This is a genomic window from Cystobacter fuscus (assembly GCF_002305875.1).
Lineage (GTDB): Bacteria > Myxococcota > Myxococcia > Myxococcales > Myxococcaceae > Cystobacter > Cystobacter fuscus_A.
Genome location: NZ_CP022098.1, coordinates 11585490 through 11603011 on the forward strand (window position 1 = coordinate 11585490; position 17522 = coordinate 11603011).

The following is a 17522-nucleotide window of genomic DNA, read 5'->3' on the forward strand; positions in this document are numbered from 1 at the left end:
CTGCTGGAACACCGCACGAACTTCACAGGGCTCGACCCAGGATGCGGGCAGACAGCGCCTCGACGGTGATCTCCAGAGTCGGACCGGGCTCCAGTCCGCTTCCGTCGAGCAGGTCTCGCGCGGCCGCGCCACCCCATGCCTCGGGCCAGGGGACCGAGACGGATGCCTTCTTACCACCGCGATTCACCGCGACAACCACCGCGTCACCGGACTCGGGGTCGTGGCGCACGAAAGTGTAAACATCCCCCTCGGTCGTCAACCCCTTGTGCGAGCCCCGCGAGAGCGCGGGATGGGCCCGCCGGAGCGCGACGAGCCGCTGGTAGAACTGGCGCAGGGACTCGTCGCGCGGCAGCCCGGCCCCGGGACCCACGCGGCGCTCGCCCCACGGCATGTCACCGCGGTTGGCGGGCCAGTCTCCCCCCAGGCGGCCCACTTCCTCGCCGTAGTAGATGACGGGCATGCCCGTGGTGGTGAGCTGCAACACCGCCGCGAGCCGGAAGCGCGCCTTGTCTCCCCCGAGCTGGAAGAGCGCGCCCGGCACGTCGTGCGAGGACAGGAAGTGCGACAGGAGGTAGCCCTTGCGGACCTTGTGGCGCGAGCGGAGGTAGGCGTCGAAGGCCACGGTGCGCCCGCGCCCCTGCACCCACGCGAGCGCGCTGCCCTGGAAGCCGAAGTCGAAGCCGGCATCCAGCTCGTCCCCGGAGAACCACGGGTCGAGCGACTCGCGATCCCCGCCCCACACCTCTCCGAGCAGGAAGAAGTCCGGGCCCAACTCCTCGCGGGTGCGGCGGCGGTGCTCCTTCCAGAAGGGGTGGTCCACGTGCTTCACCGTGTCCAGGCGGAAGCCATCCACCCCCGAGCGCTTGCCCCAGTCGAGCTGCGCGTCGAGCAGGTACTTCGCCACCTCGGGCTCTTCCGTCTTGAAGTCGGGCAGGCCGGACACGCAGCTCGTCACGTCGTCCTGGCCGCACGTCCCCTGCTCCTGCGAGCGCAGCCATCCGCTCGTCTGGGGATCCTTCTGGTAGCGCGAGTTGTAGCCCGGGTGGTTGTACACCACGTCCAGCAGCACGCGGATGCCGCGCTGGTGGGCGGCGTCCACCAGGGCCTTCAGCTCCTGCTCGGAGCCGAAGCGCGGGTCGAGCTGATGGAAGTCCTCGGCCCAGTAGCCGTGATAGCCCCAGTCCGGAAAGCCCGCGCCGGTGACGAAGCCGTCGATGTTCTTCACCACGGGGGTGATCCACAGCGCCGTCACGCCCAGCGAGGACAGCTCGTCGAGCTGCTCGCGCAGGCCCTTGAAGTCTCCGCCGTGGAAGGTGCCCGGGGCCTTCGCGTCCACCTGGAGGTTGTTGGTCGCATCGCCATCCGCGAAGCGATCCACGACGACGAAGTAGAGCACCTCGTCGGACCAGGGGCGGGGCGCCACCGCGGGAGCCGCCACCTGGGCGGGAGCGGGAGGCGGGGGAGCCGCCACGGGAACGGAAGCCGCCGCGTCCGTGTGAACCTCGGACGTCACCTTCTCGGCGGAGGGCGGCGCGTGGAGGCAGCCCATGAACGCCAGGGGGATGAACAGCAGCGAGGTTACAACCGGATGACGAGGATCCGCGCGTTTGGCCGGGGGGCGACGAGACGACCAATCCACCATTGCGGCCGCACCTTTTCACACCCGTTGCGGAATGGAAACCTCGACACTTGGAGTTTCACGATTCAGCGCCGAACCCGACAGGTCCTGCCCGGGTTTTTTCACCGGGTGCGCGCGGGCCATGGAACGTGTCACGTCAGGGGACGTGTCACGTCAGGGACGGGGCGCACCGGAGCGGGTGGGCAGTTGCACCGGCGCATCCAGCTGGACGTCGCCCACGACGTGGATTTCGCGCGCGATCGTCTCCCGGTTGTTGTCGTCGAACGAGGCGCGGACGGTGGAGCCAGGAGCGAGGTACGTGCGGCGCACCTGCTTGCCGGCCTGGTAGTAGCGCGTCTGGCTGCCGAGGCGCAGGTAGCGCGTCTCCCCCCACTCGTCTTCCATCACGAGCATGTCCGCGTAGTCCTGCGCCACGGTGCCCCGGAGCTGGAGTCCGCGCTCGAGCGAGCTGGGGTTGTGAGCGGTCTGCTCCAGGACGACCGGGCTGTCGCGCGTGGCCACCGCGCCTCCGGTCTGGCACCCCACGAGCATCATCGCGCCCCCGAGCGCGCCGCCGATGAGCTTCCTCATGAACGCCTCCCCCTGGAGCGCCGAGAGGCCGCCCCATGCACCCTGGAAAGCTGGGACTGGAGGAAGGAGGTCGCAACCGGCCGCGAGCCCGGACGGCCGCTCGGCTACACGCCCAGGCGGGTGAGCAGCGCCCGAGAGCTTTCCTGATCCAACAGCAGCAACATCTGGCCGGAGACGGCGGGCACGCCCACGGACGAGAAGCGCGTCTCGAGCACCACGACCCGGCCATCGCTCCCGGTGGCCTGCATCACGCCGGTCAGCACCGGGCCCGCCGTGCCCCGCAGGAGCACCGGCACCGTGGGCAGCAGCCGCCAGCCGGTGAGCATGCCGATGGCCGACAGGCACGCGCTCGCCACGATGTTGGCGGCCTCGGACAGGGCGCTCTCGCGCTCCTCCTGGGGCGCATCCTCCCGCCGCAGCAGCAGCGACTCCAGGGCCACGCTGTCCTGGGTGGGCATCACCAGCAGCAGCACCCCGCTCAACTCCCCGTCCATGCCCAGCTTCGCCGCCACCACGGACGAATCGGCCCCGCCCAGCAGCTCCGTGAGCTCCGGGGTCTCGGCCACGAGGGCGCGGGGAATGGACAGGTTCACGGTGCGACCACCCACCAGCCGCGCGAGCGCGTTGATGGCATGGCCGCAGCCGATGTTCGCCACCTCTCGGAGGGCGTCCAGCTGAATGTCGCTCGGAAGAGGGCTCACGCGGATAGCAACCTTGGGACGTCCAGGATGAAGACCGGCCGGCCCGTGCCCAGGATGGTGACCCCTGAAAGCCCTGGGAGCAAGTCCAGGGGCCGGGAGAGCGGCTTGAGCACCGCTTCTTCCTGCCCCATCAGTTTGTCGACCGCGAGCGCGACGCGGCCGGATTCGCCTTCCATCACCACATAGGGCCGCACACCGCCCCTGCGGGGCGACGCCTCGACTCCCACCAGCTCTCCCAGGGCGTACACCGGCAGCAGGCCCTGGTTGTGGGGCAGCAGCGGAATCTGCCGGCTGCGCTCGAGCTTCTCCGAGTCGGCCTCCAGCGCGCCCACCACCTTGGCGATGGGCAGGCCGAAGACTTCCTCCCCCACCGACACGAGCAGGAGCTGCACCACGGCCACCGTCAGGGGCAGCCGCAGGGTGAAGCGCGAGCCGCGGCCCAGCTCGCTCTCGATTTCCAGCGTCCCGCCCACGTTCTCCGCCACGCGCTTCACCGCGTCCATGCCCACGCCGCGGCCGGAGATCTCCGAGATGTCCTTCGCGGTGGACACGCCGGGCAGGCACGAGAGCAGGAGCGCTTCCCGGTCCGTCATGCGCGCGGCGGCCTCGGCCGACACGGCGCCCCGGGCCACCGCCGCCTCCTTGAGCTTCGCCACGTTCATGCCGCGACCATCGTCCTCCATCTCCAGCACCACGCGGTCGCGCACGCGCCGCACCGACACCACCACCCGGCCCCGGGGCGGCTTGCCCGCGGCCACGCGCTCCTCGGGCGACTCCAGGCCATGGTCGATGCAGTTGCGCAACAGGTGCAGCAGGGGATCCGCCAGGTCGTCGAGGATGGCCCGGTCCAGCTCGATCTCCGCGCCGGTGATGATCAGCTCCACCTCGCGCTCCCTGCGCCGGGCGATGTCGCGCGCCGCGCGGGGCAGCCGATCCGTGATGGTCGACAGCGGCGTCATGCGCGCGCTCATCACCTTGTCGTGCAGGTCCTTCACCAGGGTATGCAGCCGGTACACGCCCTCCTCGATGGGCGGGCGCGAGCCCTCCGGCAACATCTTGCCCAGCTCGCGCAGGCGCGCGGTGGCCAGGAGCAGCTCGCCCGCGGTGTCCAGGAAGTGATCCAACAGCTCCGTGCGCACCCGCACCGTGCGCACGCCATCCGCCCCCGTCGCGGTGGCGCCCCGGGAGGCCTCCGCCGAGGCCTGCAGCGCGCTCGCGGGGCTGGCCGCGGGGGCGGCAACCACCGGCGTCATGGAGACGAGCTCCACGTCGGCCACGTTGCGCAGGGCCTTGCGGATGCCGTCCTCGGACTCGGCCGACTCCAGCTCGAGCTGGATGCTGCCCTCGGGGATGCGGCCGGCCTTGAGGTCATCCAGCCCGGGGCGCAGGTCGTGCAACGTGCCCAGCCCCAGCAGGCGCTTGTGCATCAGGAAGGCGCGCACGCCCGGGGTCTGGCAGGTGGGGGAGATGCGCAGCTGCATCGTCCAGCGCGGCACCTTCTTGGGCTCGGTGTCCTGCCGCGCCAGCTCCTGCGCCTTGACGGCCTTCACCACCGCGGTGGCGAGCTGGGCCGCCGCGGTGCTCGCGCTCTCCGGGCCAGAGGAAACCTCGGCCAGGAAATCGGCGGGCAGGGGCTCGATGGCGGGAGCAGGCGGCGCGGCGGCGACGGGCGCGGGCTCGACGGGCGCGGGGGGAGGAGCCGGCGGAGCGGGGGAAGGCACCGACACGGTCGCCGCGGCGATGGAGTCGGTCAGCCGGCTGAGCACCTTCGTGGCGGAGGGCGCCTGACCGGTGAGCAGGCTCACGCGTTCGGCGAGTTGCCCGAGCAGCGGCGAGGCATCCTCGGGCGTGCGGTTGTCGGCCACGCAACGCACCTGGGCGAGCATCGCGTCGGTGGCGGACAAGAGCAGGTCCACCAGGGTGCGCTCCAGGCGGCTCGGGTCCTGGCGGATGGCGTCCACCAGGTCCTCCACGCGGTGGGCGAGCACCGCGATGGACTCGAAGCCCATCGACGAGGCCATGCCCTTGACCGAGTGCGCGTGGCGGAACATCGAGTCCACCACGGCCCGCGCGCCCTCGCGCTCGAGCTGCACGAGGTCCCGGCCCAAGCCTTCCAGATGCTCGCTCGCCTCGGTCAGGAACAGGCCGAGGTAGCGGGACATGTCCATGGTCATGTCCAGCCTCGGTGATTCATCGATTCATGGGAGGGGACTCAGCCCTCCCCCAGGACTTTCTTGACGACCGCCAGGACGTCCTCGGCGCGGAACGGTTTGACGATGAAGTCCGAGGCACCCGCCTCGATGGCCTCCATCACCAGACTCTCCTGCCCCAGGGCCGAGCACATGATGACCACCGCGTTGCCATCGAACTTGATGATTTCGCGCGTGGCCTCGATGCCGCTCTTGAAGGGCATGACGATGTCCATCGTCGTGAGGTCCGGCTTGAGTTCCTTGTACTTCTCCACGGCCTCCAGCCCGTTGGCCGCCTCTCCGACGACCTCGAAGCCACCGGACGCGAAGATGTCCTTGATCATGTTGCGCATGAAGATGGCATCGTCGACGACCAGCACCCGCTTAGCCATGTGAAGCTCCGCCTCCGCGTAAGGCCCCGAGAGGGCCGCGGACACTACCACCCGCCCATTTCAGACAGCTACTCACTTCTGCGCCGCGGTGAAGAGTCCAACCACCGCGGAATCCAGCCCTTCTGGATCCAACACCGTCACCGCCAGGCCCCGCAACCGAGCGACGCCACGCACCGCCGGGACCGTCCTGCCTGGAGCCGCGCTCACCCGCTCCACGGCCTCGATGCCCTCCACGTCCGTCACCAACAACCCGAGATCACGCCGACCCCGCTCCAACAACACCACCCGCCCGTTGGGAGAAGGCCCCTCGGGCAGCCCCAACAACTGCCGCAGCTCCACCACCGTCACCACCCGACCCCTCAGGTTCATCACCCCCGTCACCGCCTTGGGGGCTCGCGGCACCCGGGTGAAGCGCTCCGGAGGAACCACCACTTCCTTCACCGCGATCAGCGGCAGCCCGTAGCGCTCCTTCTCCACCCGGAAGATGACGTGCCGCACGAGTGCTCTTCTACCAGCAATCCGGGGAGCGGGGAAAATCCATGCCCACGAAGACCCTGAAGGAGGGCTCGGACGGGGGCCCGGCGGCGCGCCTGGTAGCGGACCCGGCCACCCTCACACATTGAGCCGGAAGCTGCGCACCACGCTCTGCAGCTCGATGGAGAGGTTGGTCAGCTCGCTGGCCAGCGACGTCATGCGCACCATGGCGTCGGTCTGCTCCTGGATGACGGACTGGATGGCCTCGGTGGAGGTGGCGTTGTTGCGCGCCACGAGGGAAATCTCCTCGGTGGCCTTCACCATCTCCTCGCTGCCCTTCTGCTGCTCGCGGGCGCTGTCGGAGATGAGGTGGACCTTCTCGGCCACCTTGCGCACCGTGTCGGTGATGGAGCCCATGGAGCGCACGATGCCGGTCAGGTCCTCGCGGCCCTCGGCCAGCTCCTCGATGCCCACCTTCATGGCGCTCACCACGGCGGTGGACTGGCCGGAGATGTCGCGCGCCAGGCGGGAAATCTGTTCGGCCGAGCGACCCGCGCTCTCGGCGAGCTTGCGCACCTCGTCGGCCACCACCGCGAAGCCGCGGCCGTACTCGCCCGCGCGCGCCGCCTCGATGGTGGCGTTGAGCGCGAGCAGATTGGTCTGCTGGGCCACCTGGGTGATGGCGTCGACGATCTTGGAGATCTCCTGCGTCTTCTCGCCGAAGGCGAACACCTGCTGACTCGCCGCCTCGATGCGGTTGAAGACCTTCTTCACCTTCTCGCCGGCGAGCAGGGCGGCCTTGCTGCCGTTCTCCGCCGCGCTGCTCGTCTCGGCGGCGGTGCGGGCCGCGTCCTCGGCGCTCGCCGCGGTGCGTTGGATGCTGCCCGCCATCTCGGTGATGACCTTGGACGTGCGGCCCACCAGTTGGGACTGCGTCTCGGCGCCCCGGGCGATCTTGTCCATGGACAAGCCCACCTCTTCGTTCGTGCCGTTGACGTTCTCGGCCGAGCCCTGCAGGTCCTTGGCGGTGTCCGCCACGCTCTTGGCGGTGTCCTGGATCTTCCCCACCAGCTCGCGCAGGTTCTCCTGCATCTTGCGGATGGCCAGCGCCAGCTCGTCGATCTCATCGCGGCGCCAGGCGCGCGGAGGCTCGACCACCAGGGGCTTGGACAGGTCGCCCTGGGAGATCTCGAAGGCGGAGCGAGAGAGCACCCGCAGGCGAGTCACCCGCGGCAGGTAGCGCGGCAGCGTCAGGGACAGGGCGAGCGTGATGCCCAGGGCCAGGGCAATCCGCCACCAGAAGGTGAGCAGCGGCTCGGTGATGAAGAGCGTGCCGGTGAGCACGCACCCCATCATCAGGTAGCCCACGAAGATCTTCAGCTGGAGGGAGATTTCATGGCCTCCCGTGCTGGATTGCTCGACCGTGCGCAACAGCCGCTGCACGGTGTCGCGGCGGGGAGTGAAGCCGGGAGGTGGATCGTCGCGAAGAGGGCGGCGCACGGTTTCGCTTTTCAGGAAGGCGGCAACGGCGGACTCCAGGGTTTAGCCCTCCCGTTCGGAACGGTCAATCCGCCCCCCATCCTGTTGGAAGTGATCGAAGCCGGCGGGCAGGCGCAGCGCTCGCCCCCCCGTGACACGCGTGTGTCCGGCCGGACCCGGGGTGAGCCGGCCTATACGGGTAATGGATTCTTCCGCCCGGAGGCACGCTCGCTCGAAGGCGGAGGTGCGCCCGGGTGGGACGGCGAGCAGCAGCTCGTAATCCTCCCCACCCGCCAGGGCCCCCTCGAGCCCCAGGGAGGCCCGCACGGCGCGCGACACCGGGAGCCGTTCCATGTCCAGCTCGGCGCCCGTGCCCGAGGCCCGGCACAGGTGGCCCAGGTCCTGCGCGAGGCCATCGGAGAGATCCAAGGCGGCGGAGGCGAAGCGCGAGGCGAGCCGGCCGAGCGCGATGCGGGGAACGGGACGTTTCTGGCGGAGGATGGCCGGGGAGCGTCGCCGGCCGGCCTGGAGTTGGGCCAGGCCCAGCCGGGCCTCACCGAGCGTGCCCGAGACGTACAGCACGTCCCCGGGTCGGCCGCCCGCGCGGGTGAGGGGCGGGCTGCCCGGAGCCAGCTCCCCGGCGGCGGTGAGGGTGACGGACAGCTCGCGCGCGGAGGAGAAGTTGCCGCCCACCAGCGCGATGCCGTGCTCGCGCGCGAGCGCGCTCATGCCCCGCGCGAGCCCGAGCAGTGCGCGGCGGGGGAAGTCGCGGGGCAGCGCGAGCGCGCAGACGAACCAGCGCGGCAGGGCGCCCATGGCGGCCAGGTCCGACAGGTTCACCGCGAGCGCCTTGTGGCCGATGTCCTCGGGAGAGAACCAGGCGCGCGTGAAGTGCACGTCCTCCACCACCGCGTCCGTGGTGATGCACTGCGCGCCCCGGGACGGAGCGAGCACCGCGCAATCATCCCCGGGCCCCACGGGCACCCGGGCCCGGGGGAACTGGGACAGGAAGAGATCGATGAGGGCGAATTCGCCCGTGCGCTTCTGGCTCACGCGTCGCAGGGTAGCGCACCCGGCCCGTGAAGCGCCCGCCCACCCGCCCGCTGTCCGGACCGCCCCGGGGCATGGGACTGCCGGACGGGGCGGACACGCCCATGTTGAGGCGCACCACGAGGGACGAACCCAGGGAGACAGGTCATGGACTACGACAAGAAGCCGGGCCGTACGAGCAAGGTGAAGGAAGCCCTCAAGCGCGACCTCGAGCAGACGAAGCACGACCTGAACCACAAGAAGGGCCAGGAACTGAATCAGGACGCGGGGGACACCCTGAAGCAGGCCGCGGGCAAGGAGCCCGTTCCTCCTCCGTACCTGCCCAACCCCGACAAGAAGTAGGCACCCCGCCGCACCCGCGCGAAGCTCCATCCGGCCATCCCGGGTGGAGCTTCGGTGCGTCGGGCGGGACTAGAAGCGCTCGGGCTCGGTGTCCACGGGGGGCGGGATATAGGCCGGGCCCTGGCCCGACAGGGGCGGCTCCTTCGGGAGGACCACCCGGAAGCACGAGCCCTTGCCCACCTCGCTGCGCACCGACACCTGGCCGCCGTGGCCTTCCACGTAGCTCTTCACGATGGCCAGCCCCAGGCCCGCGCCGCCGTACTCGCGCGTGGGGCTGTCGTCCACCTGGTAGAAGCTCTGGAAGATGCGGTCGCGCTGGTTCTCCGGGATGCCCACCCCGGTGTCCTCCACCTCGATGTGGTAGCCGGCCGTGGCCAGCTCCGAGCGCGTGCCCACCTCCGACAGCCGCACGTCGATGCGACCCATGGAGGGCGTGAACTTCACCGCGTTGGCCAGCAGGTTCACCACCACCTGCCGCAGCTTCTCGCGATCGGCCACCACCCGCGGCTGCGGCCCCACCGGCAGGTTCGCCTCGAGCGTCAGGCCCTTGCGCTGGGCCTGGGGCGTCACGCTGGTGATGGCGCTCTCCACCATCTCCCGCACGTCCACCCACTCGAAGGCCAGCCGCACCTTGCCCGCCTCGATCTGGCTCATGTCCAGGATGGAGGAGATGAGCTTGAGCAGCGTGTTGCCCTTCTCCATGATGGTGCGCACGAACTGCATCTGCTCCGGATTGAGCCCACCCACCAGACCCTCGGCGAGCATCTCCGAGTAGCCGATGATGGACGCGAGGGGCGTGCGCAGCTCGTGGCTCACCGTGCTCAGGAAGCTCGACTTGCTGCGGTCCGACTCCTTGAGGCGCTGGTTGAGCCGCAGCAGTTGCGAGTTCTGGTGCTCCAGCTCGCGCTGCGTCTCCACCATGGCCTCCAGGTGGAGCTGCCCGGTGAGATAGGACTTCTGTCCGGCCGCCAGGAGCGCCGCCAGCACCTGGGCCAGGTGCTTCACCATGCGCGCCAGCTCCTCCTGGGACAGGTGCCGCGCCCTCGCCCGCGCCTCGCGCACCCGCTCCGCGTCCGGCCCCTCGGGGCAGCCCGGCGTGCCGCCCTCCTCGGACACGTAGGGCCCGAACACGACGCGCCCGAGCACGTCTCCCTCCCACACCACGGGGACCACCACGTAGCACAGGCCGGTGAGGCAGGTGTGCAGCAGCAGCTCGCCCGCGCCCTCCGTGCCCAGCACCTGGGAGGAGAGCAAGCCCGCCAGCGGACCCTCCTTCACCCGCGTCACCTGGGCGGAGCAGCGCACGCGCACCGCGGGGTTGGCGCCGATGAAGCCGCAGAATTCCCCCTGCGCGCCCTGGGTGTCCGCGAGCGTCCGGTTGCGCTCGTCCAGCACGCGCACGCCCACCTGGTACAGCGCGCCCAGGCTCTCCACCACGTCCCCGAAGGTGAGCGGATCCAACAGGTCCACCAACGACAGCTTGCGCTGGAGGGCCAGTCCGGTGGGCTCGGATCCGTTGCCCGCGGGCCCCGGTTTCTCGGCGCTCATCGCTGCTTGCCCCCCGCCGGGGGGTAGAGCGCTTCCAGGGGCGTCCCCTTGAGGTCCATCTGCTGGAAGATGTGGCCGAGGAATTCCCGCTCCTCCAGACCAATGTTGCGCGCCAGCCGCATGCGCTCGTCCAGGTTGCGCCAGGCCGACTGCAAGAGCGCGTGCAAGGTCTCCATCACCCCTTCCCCGCGCAGCGCCACCGCGCCCACGATGGGCTCGGTGCCCCGCTGACGCGCGGCCTCCAGCTCCTCGTCCGTCTGGGCGTCCGGCAGATCCCTCTTGTTGAACTGGATGACCACCGGCACCTGCGAGGTGTCCAGGCCGTTCTCCCGCATGTTCGCCCGGAGCCGACGCCAGGAGGCGTTGTTCTCCGCGCCCGCGCTGCGGCGGCTGTCGGCGATGAAGGCCACCGCGTCCGCGTTCTGCAGCACCACGCGACGCGTGGCGTCGTGGACGACCTGGCCGGGCACGGTGAAGAGCTTGAGCTTCACCTTGAAGCCCGACTGGCTGGTGAAGAAGACCGGCAGCAGATCGAAGAAGAGCGTGCGGTCCTCGTGTGTCTCCACGCTGAGCAACCGGCCGCGCGCCTCCGGCCGGGCCCGCGCGTGGATGCAGCGCAGGTTCGTCGTCTTCCCACTCAGCCCAGGGCCGTAGTAGACGATCTTCAGGGTGAGTTCGCGCTGGGCGTGGTTGAGTTGCACGTGCGGAGCTCAGGGTGCCGGGCAAGAAGGGAAAGGATCGACCAACCCGCTCGGGGAGGACGGTTTTTTATAGTGAAAGGTGTTCATCATTGAAAGCCGTCTCCGGTTTGTCGCATGGGGCAGCCCCGGAACGAAGTGGCGGCGAGCGGCCTTGGAATGCCCGGGCCACGTGCGCAGTTTGGGGTAGTCCGGTCCCCCCACCCATGAGTGGAAATGTGCGCTGAACCCAAGGGCGTGCAAGGGAGACAATGAAGCGGTTAGGATTCGTAGCGCAATGGAGGAGCAAGGCATGACGATGAAGCGGGTGGAACCGGGCGTGGAGGTAGGCGCGATGCCGGTGCCGGACATGACGACCATGCCCAATGACCTGGCGCTGGCGGTCAAATTCAACGCCCCGAGCGACGAGGACATGGCCTCCGTGGCCGCGCTGCGCGCCAATTCGGAGCCGTGGCTGAGCCGCGGAGAGACGTTGGAGGACAGCCTCAAGGCCCTCACGGGGCTGCGGCCGTTCGTGCAGGTGGCCAAGGTGCAGAACCAGGTCGTGGGTTACGTGACGGTGGAGCGCGACGGCCCGGTTCCCGGCGCCGCCTATATGCGCAACATCGTCATCAAGCCGGAGCTGCGCCGCAAGGGCGTGGGACTGGCCGTGCTCAACCAGGCCCTCCAGGTGGCCCGGGACATGTACCGCAAGACGATCGCCCTGCGCGTGGACCCGGCCAACGCCCCCGCGGTGAGTTTCTACCGCAACGCGGGCTTCACCACCGTCGCCACGGTGGTGTCCAAGAAGTCGGGCAAGCTGCGCCTGCTCATGTCGCGCGAGCTGTGAGCCGGCCTGGGTAGGCCCGGCCCTCATCGAGGGACCGCTCCTTCCCTCGTTTGATTCCGCCCGGTCGGGGCCCTCTCGAGGGTCCCCGTCCGGGCGTTTTCTTTTTCCCGCCGCCTGTCCGTCCTCCCTCCCAGCGACCCGGGCCGAAGACCGCATCGCCCTCTCTTTCGGGAATACCCGACATTCCCAGTTGTGCTGTACCCTTTCCCGTCGGCCCCCCACTCCCCCGGGAGGCCCGAAGGGTGGCCCCGCGAATGAAGAGCTTCACGGAACTGCTGCGCCAACTGGCTCGACCGGCCGTGGTGGAACTGACGCTCATCAGCGGGCGCACACCGCTGGCCAAGACGGCCGCGGGCTTCGAGACGCTGGATGAGGGCCTGCTCACCACGGAGGGACTGCAGGAGGCGCTCAAGGGGCTGGTGGGTGCCGCGCGCGTCGCCTCGCTCTCCGAGAAGCCCGGGCAGTGGGGCCTGAAGCTGGAGGGCTTCGGTCCGGTGATCGTCGGCGCCATGCGCCGCGGCGACGTGCTCCACGTGCGCATCCTGCGCGGCGAGCCCCCACCCGCCGCGGCTCCCCCGCCCGCCCCGCCGCCCGCCGCGACGGGCAGGCCCGCCCGCGCCGCCGGCATGCAGATCCTCCCCAGCACCGAGCGTCCCGCGCCCGCCGCCGAGCCACCTCCCTCGGTGCCCCCCCCACGGCCGAGTCCAGGGCCGAGGCCTCCGCGGGGCCCCGGCTCGTCGTGCGGCCCGAGTCCACGGCCAACCTGGCGATGCTCCTGGAAGACGCGCGAAGCGTGGGCGCGAGCGACCTGCACATCATCGCCGGCCGCCCTCCCCTCTTCCGGCTGGTGGGCGAGCTGCTGCCCCACGGCGCCGCGCTGCCACCCGAGACGGTGGAGAAGATGCTGCTGCCCCACGTGCCCGACCGGCTGCGCCTCGTGCTCGAGCGCGAGGGAAGCTGTGACTTCGCGCTCGACCTGGGAGCGTCCGGCCGCTTCCGCGTCAACGTCTCCCGCCAGCGCACCGGCTACAAGGGCAGCTTCCGGCTCATCTCCCGCGAGATTCCCACCCTCGAGTCACTCGGCCTGCCCGCCGACATCGCCAAGGCCACCCACCACCACCAGGGCCTCATCGTCGTCACCGGCCCCTCGGGCCACGGCAAGACGAGCACGCTCGCGGCCATCGTCGACATCATCAACCGCGACACCACCCACCACGTGCTCACCGTGGAGGATCCCGTCGAGTACCTCCACCCGCGCAAGAAGGCGCTCCTGAGCCAGCGCGAGGTGGGCACCCACACCAAGAGCTTCGCCAGCGCCCTCAAGGGCAGCCTGCGCGAGGACCCGGACGTCATCCTCGTGGGCGAGCTGCGCGACACCGAGACGGTGCGCATGGCGCTCGCCGCGAGCGAGACGGGCCACCTGCTCGTGAGCACCATGAACACCCAGAGCGCCGCGAAGACGATCGACCGGCTCATCGATCTCTTCCCCCCGGGTGACCAGGCCCAGGTGCGCATGACGCTCGCCAGCAGCTTGCGCCTCATCGTCAGCCAGCGGCTCCTGCCCTCCACGGATGGCAGGAGCCTCGTGGCCGCCGCCGAGCTGCTGCCCGGCTCGGTCGCGCTCGGCAACCTCATCCGCGACAACAAGACGTTCCAGATTCCCTCGCTGCAACAGCGCGGCAAGAGCCTGGGCATCGTGCGCTTCGACGACTCGCTCGCCGAGCTGGTGCGCTCGGGCCGCACCACGCTCGAGCACGCGCGCGTCTACGCCGAGAACCCCGACGAGCTGGAGGCCGTGGTGACGGGCAAGCGCCCCGGCTCGCCTCCCGAGCCCTCGCCGCCCGACGGCTCCAAGCCGCTGCTCTCCAAGATGGGCAACCTCCTCAACCGCAAGAGCGCCTGACCCATGAGTTCCTCGAGTGCCTCGCCGCGCATCGCCGCGTTCTTCGACAAGCTCCTCGAGCACAAGGGGAGCGATCTGCACCTGAGCATCGGCCACCCACCGCTGGGCCGCATCCGCGGTGGACTCCAGCCGCTGCGCGAGGAGCTGCTCACCCAGAGAGAGCTGGAGGCCATGCTCTTCGAGCTCACCAGCCCCGAGCAGAAGCGCCACATCACCGAGGAGCTGGACCTCGACTTCGCCTACAGCTACGGCACGCGCGCGCGCTTCCGCGCCAACTACTTCTACAAGACGAGCGGCATCGCGGCCGTCTTCCGCACCATCCCCAGCCGGGTGCTGTCGCTCGCGGAGCTCAACACGCCCGAGGTGGTGCGCAAGCTCGCCGAGCGCCGCAGCGGCCTCGTGCTCGTCACCGGCCCCACCGGCAGCGGCAAGTCCACCACGCTCGCGGGGATGATCCACCACATCAACCACACCCGCGCCGCGCACATCCTCACCATCGAGGACCCCGTCGAGTTCGTGCACGAATCGGTGAAGTCCCAGGTGACGCACCGCGAGGTGGGCCTGCACGCCTCCAGCTTCGCCACCGCCATCCGCTCGGCGGGCCGCGAGGACCCCAACGTCATCCTCATCGGCGAGCTGCGCACCAACGAGACCATGAAGCTCGCGCTGCAACTGGCCAGCTACGGCGTGCTCGTCTTCGCCACCGTGCACACCAACAGCGCGCCGGCCACCATCGACCGCATCATCAACTCCTTCCCCGCCGACGAGCAGCCCCAGGTGCGCGGCATGCTCGCCGAGGGCCTCGCCGGCATCGTCGCCCAGCAGCTCATCCGCACCGCCGACGGCAAGGGCCGCGTCGCCGCGCTCGAAATCCTCATCGGCACGAGCGCCATCGCCTCGATGATCCGCGACAACAAGGTGTTCCAGATCGCCAGCAAGATGCAGTCGAGCCAGGGCCTCGGCATGCAGACGCTCGACATGCACCTGGAGCGGCTGGTGGCCGCCAACACCATCACCCCCGAGGCCGCCCTCGAGAAGGCCCAGGACAAGGAGTCCTTCGCCAAGACGATCCGGCGGCTCAAGCCCGACTTCCAGGTGTCCGCCGCCGATGGAGGCGAGGCGCTCGGGCACTGAGCCCGTGCCTCACTCCTCCACGTCGTACACGGGCTCGCCGTGGAACCATGCCTCGAGCGACTCGGGCGAGTGCGTGCGCCAGGCGGGCGGCAGGCTCGCGAGGAAGGAGCGCCCGTAGCTCTTGGTGACGATGCGCCTGTCCAACAGCGCCACGATGCCCCGGTCCGCCCGCGTGCGGATGAGCCGCCCGAAGCCCTGCCGCAGCGCCAGCGCCGCCTGCGGCAACTGGTAGCCCCCGAAGGGCGCCTCGCCCCGCGCCTCCAACTGGCGGATGCGCGCGGCCACCAGGGGGTCTCCCGGCGAGGCGAACGGCAACCGGTCGATGATGACCAGGCTCAGCGCGTCCCCCGGCACATCCACGCCCTCCCAGAAGCTGTGCGCCGCGAAGAGCACGCTGGGCTGCGAACGGAACGCCTCCAGGAGCTGCTGCTTGGGCCGCTCGCCCTGCAACAACACCTGGTAGGGCAGCCGGTGGCGCGCGAGCGCATGCGCCCGCTCCATGTTGCGCAAGCTGGTGAAGAGCACGAAGGCCCGTCCCCCCGTCACCTCGCACAGCCGGACGATCTCCTCCGCCACCGCCTCGATGAAACCGGGCGCCGCCGGGTCCGGCAGGTGCGTGGGCAGGTACAGCGCCGACTGCCGCTCGAAGTCGAAGGGGCTCGGCACCGCCACCGTGCGCACGCTCGTCACCGGCGTGCCCTCGTCGTCGTACAGCCCCATGCGTCGGGCGAAGAAGTCGAAGCGGCCCGCCGCCGCCAGCGTCGCCGAGGTGAACACCACCGTGTCCACCCCGCCATAAAGGCGCTCCTGCAGCTCGCGCGACACCTCGATGGGACTCGCGCGCAGGAACACGCCCCGCCCCCGCGCCTCCGCCCAGTACACGTGGTCGTTCGACTCCACCTTCTGCAGGAAGGAGAAGTCCGCCACCAGGTCCGCGCACCGGCGCGTGAGCAACGTCAGCTCCGCCTCGCGCTCCGTCGTGGTGAACGCCGAGAGCGCCGAGAGCGACTCCTTCACCTGCTCGATGGACCCGGACAGTTGCTCCAGCCGCTCGGGCTTGAGCGCCACCGCGCCCTCCTGCTCGGTGAGCCCCAACACCCGCGGCGCCTGCGAGAAGAGCGCCTCCGAATACGTGCGCAGGCGCACCACCAGCGACGACAGCATCCCGAAGCGCGAGTCCTGCGGCGACATCACCCCCAGCGCGTCGCGCACCAGCTCCTCCAGCCGGAAGCTCGACACCGAGTGCCCGAAGTAGCTGCCCGCCGCGTCCTCCAGCGCGTGCGCCTCGTCGAAGATGACCGCGTCATACGGCGGCAGCACGCCCTCGCCCCGCTGGCCCCGGCCCCGCAGCGCCAGGTCCGCGAAGAAGAGGTGATGGTTGACCACCAGCAGGTCCGCCGACTCCGCCGCCCGCCGCACCCGCGTCACGAAGCAGTTGTCGTACACCGGGCACTTCGAGCCCAGGCACGTGTCCGACGTGGTCGACAGCCGCCCCCACGCACTGAAGGACTCGGGCAGCTCCAGCTCGCTGCGATCCCCCGTCTCCGTGCTCCCCGCCCACGTCTTCAGGTGCTTCCAGTACCGCCCCTCCTCGCGCGAGGCGAACTGCGGATCCTTGCTGAAGGCGTCATAGCGGTGCAGGCACAGGTAGTTGCTGCGGCCCTTGAGGTACACCGCCTCGAAGGACAGGCCCATGCGCTCGCGCAGCAGTGGCAGATCCTTGAAGAAGATCTGCTCCTGCAGGGTCTTCGTCGCCGTGGACACCACCACCCGCCGACCCGACAACAACGCGGGCACCAGATAGGCGAGCGTCTTGCCCGTCCCCGTCCCCGCCTCGGCCAGCAGGTAGCCGCGCTCCTGGAAGGCCCGTTCCACCGAGCGCGCCATCTGGAGCTGCTCCGGACGGTACTCGTACGCTTCCAGCGCGACCTCCAGCGCACCGCCAGGGCCGAGCAGGGAGTCCACCGAGGGAAGATGCGAGGAAGCGGGCAGGGCCATGGTCGGGGGCGGCACGGGGCGGGGGAAAACGGGCATGGAAGGATAACAACCACCCCTCCGTCCGTCGGGTTTTGTACCCGCGTTCCCGGGCCGCTCGCCTGGGGAGCATGACGCCCCGCCTGGAGCCCGGTTTCAGGCGGAGAGAGGGAGCGTGGCGCGCCCCCGCGTGGGGCGCTCGCGGATGAGCCGCGGCATGGCCTCCACGCACGAGCGAGACACCGGGCGGACCGCGACTCGAGCGGGTGCCGGGAGGATCCCTCCAGGGACATCATTCACCCCGAGCGCGGAAATTCTTGCACCCCCCGAAAAGTCCCTTTCCGTAAGTCTTACTGCCCCTCAGTACAATGTCAGAACCAAACACTTCCCAACCCATTGGAATCATGGGGTTTTTCTCCCATCTGGCCCATGGCATGCGGACTGCTATGGACCCCAGGCAGGACGGGCGGGTCGAGGACCAGCAGGTCGGGGCAGGACGGGCGGATTCGGGGTCGGGGCGGGACGGGCGGATTCGGGGTCGGGGCGGGACGGCGAGGACGGGGCAGGACGGGCGGGGTCGGGGCGGACAGGTTTTCGAGT

15 protein-coding genes are annotated in these 17522 nt (G+C 70.0%); 4 read left to right on the forward strand and 11 right to left on the reverse strand.

The window, feature by feature from the left end; all coding sequences use genetic code 11:
* Nucleotides 1-22 precede the first annotated feature (22 nt).
* From CYFUS_RS46870 to thiL, 8 genes are all read right to left on the reverse strand, one after another.
* A complete protein-coding gene (locus tag CYFUS_RS46870; protein ID WP_232537213.1) occupies nt 23-1549 on the reverse strand; it encodes an alpha-amylase family glycosyl hydrolase in 1527 nt (508 codons plus the stop codon).
* A 243-nt stretch (nt 1550-1792) separates the two neighbouring features.
* Nucleotides 1793-2209 (reverse strand): hypothetical protein, encoded by a 417-nt coding sequence (locus tag CYFUS_RS46875; RefSeq protein WP_095991153.1) that lies wholly within the window; start codon nt 2207-2209, stop codon nt 1793-1795.
* A gap of 104 nt (nt 2210-2313) precedes the next feature.
* Nucleotides 2314-2910, reverse strand: a complete 597-nt coding sequence (locus CYFUS_RS46880; protein ID WP_095991154.1) for a chemotaxis protein CheC — start codon at nt 2908-2910, stop codon at nt 2314-2316.
* Nucleotides 2907-5084 carry a chemotaxis protein CheA gene (locus CYFUS_RS46885; protein ID WP_095991155.1) on the reverse strand — a complete coding sequence of 726 codons (2178 nt, stop codon included), beginning with the start codon at nt 5082-5084 and terminating at the stop codon, nt 2907-2909. The genes CYFUS_RS46880 and CYFUS_RS46885 overlap by 4 nt, the downstream gene beginning before the upstream one ends.
* A gap of 38 nt (nt 5085-5122) precedes the next feature.
* Nucleotides 5123-5491 (reverse strand): response regulator, encoded by a 369-nt coding sequence (locus tag CYFUS_RS46890; RefSeq protein WP_002632150.1) that lies wholly within the window; start codon nt 5489-5491, stop codon nt 5123-5125.
* Nucleotides 5492-5563: 72 nt separating this feature from the next.
* Nucleotides 5564-5989, reverse strand: coding sequence for a chemotaxis protein CheW (locus tag CYFUS_RS46895; RefSeq protein ID WP_071896373.1), 426 nt, complete (start codon nt 5987-5989; stop codon nt 5564-5566).
* A 114-nt stretch (nt 5990-6103) separates the two neighbouring features.
* Nucleotides 6104-7465, reverse strand: coding sequence for a methyl-accepting chemotaxis protein (locus CYFUS_RS46900; RefSeq protein ID WP_095991156.1), 1362 nt, complete (start codon nt 7463-7465; stop codon nt 6104-6106).
* A gap of 42 nt (nt 7466-7507) precedes the next feature.
* Nucleotides 7508-8497, reverse strand: coding sequence for a thiamine-phosphate kinase (gene thiL / locus CYFUS_RS46905; protein ID WP_095991157.1), 990 nt, complete (start codon nt 8495-8497; stop codon nt 7508-7510).
* A 144-nt stretch (nt 8498-8641) separates the two neighbouring features.
* On the opposite strand from thiL, the gene CYFUS_RS46910 reads away from it, so the two are divergent.
* Entirely contained in the window at nt 8642-8836 is a 195-nt protein-coding gene (locus CYFUS_RS46910) for a hypothetical protein (RefSeq protein ID WP_095991158.1), read from the forward strand.
* A gap of 69 nt (nt 8837-8905) precedes the next feature.
* Here CYFUS_RS46910 and CYFUS_RS46915 read toward each other — a convergent pair whose 3' ends face one another.
* Both CYFUS_RS46915 and CYFUS_RS46920 read right to left on the reverse strand, forming a co-directional pair.
* Nucleotides 8906-10384, reverse strand: coding sequence for an ATP-binding protein (locus CYFUS_RS46915; protein ID WP_095991159.1), 1479 nt, complete (start codon nt 10382-10384; stop codon nt 8906-8908).
* Nucleotides 10381-11085 carry a GTP-binding protein gene (locus tag CYFUS_RS46920; RefSeq protein ID WP_095991160.1) on the reverse strand — a complete coding sequence of 235 codons (705 nt, stop codon included), beginning with the start codon at nt 11083-11085 and terminating at the stop codon, nt 10381-10383. The genes CYFUS_RS46915 and CYFUS_RS46920 overlap by 4 nt, the downstream gene beginning before the upstream one ends.
* Before the next feature lie 289 nt (nt 11086-11374).
* On the opposite strand from CYFUS_RS46920, the gene CYFUS_RS46925 reads away from it, so the two are divergent.
* The 3 genes from CYFUS_RS46925 (at nt 11375) to CYFUS_RS46935 (ending at nt 14948) form a co-directional block, all read left to right on the forward strand.
* Nucleotides 11375-11911, forward strand: a complete 537-nt coding sequence (locus CYFUS_RS46925) for a GNAT family N-acetyltransferase (protein ID WP_043430744.1) — start codon at nt 11375-11377, stop codon at nt 11909-11911.
* 739 nt (nt 11912-12650) lie between these two features.
* Nucleotides 12651-13814: a type IV pilus twitching motility protein PilT gene (locus tag CYFUS_RS46930; protein ID WP_232537214.1), complete on the forward strand. Its 1164-nt coding sequence runs from the start codon at nt 12651-12653 to the stop codon at nt 13812-13814.
* Between the two features lie 3 nt (nt 13815-13817).
* Nucleotides 13818-14948: a type IV pilus twitching motility protein PilT gene (locus tag CYFUS_RS46935; protein WP_095991161.1), complete on the forward strand. Its 1131-nt coding sequence runs from the start codon at nt 13818-13820 to the stop codon at nt 14946-14948.
* Nucleotides 14949-14957: 9 nt separating this feature from the next.
* On the opposite strand, the gene CYFUS_RS46940 is transcribed toward CYFUS_RS46935, so the two are convergent.
* Nucleotides 14958-16946 carry an ATP-dependent DNA helicase gene (locus tag CYFUS_RS46940; protein ID WP_095992643.1) on the reverse strand — a complete coding sequence of 663 codons (1989 nt, stop codon included), beginning with the start codon at nt 16944-16946 and terminating at the stop codon, nt 14958-14960.
* Nucleotides 16947-17522 lie beyond the last annotated feature (576 nt).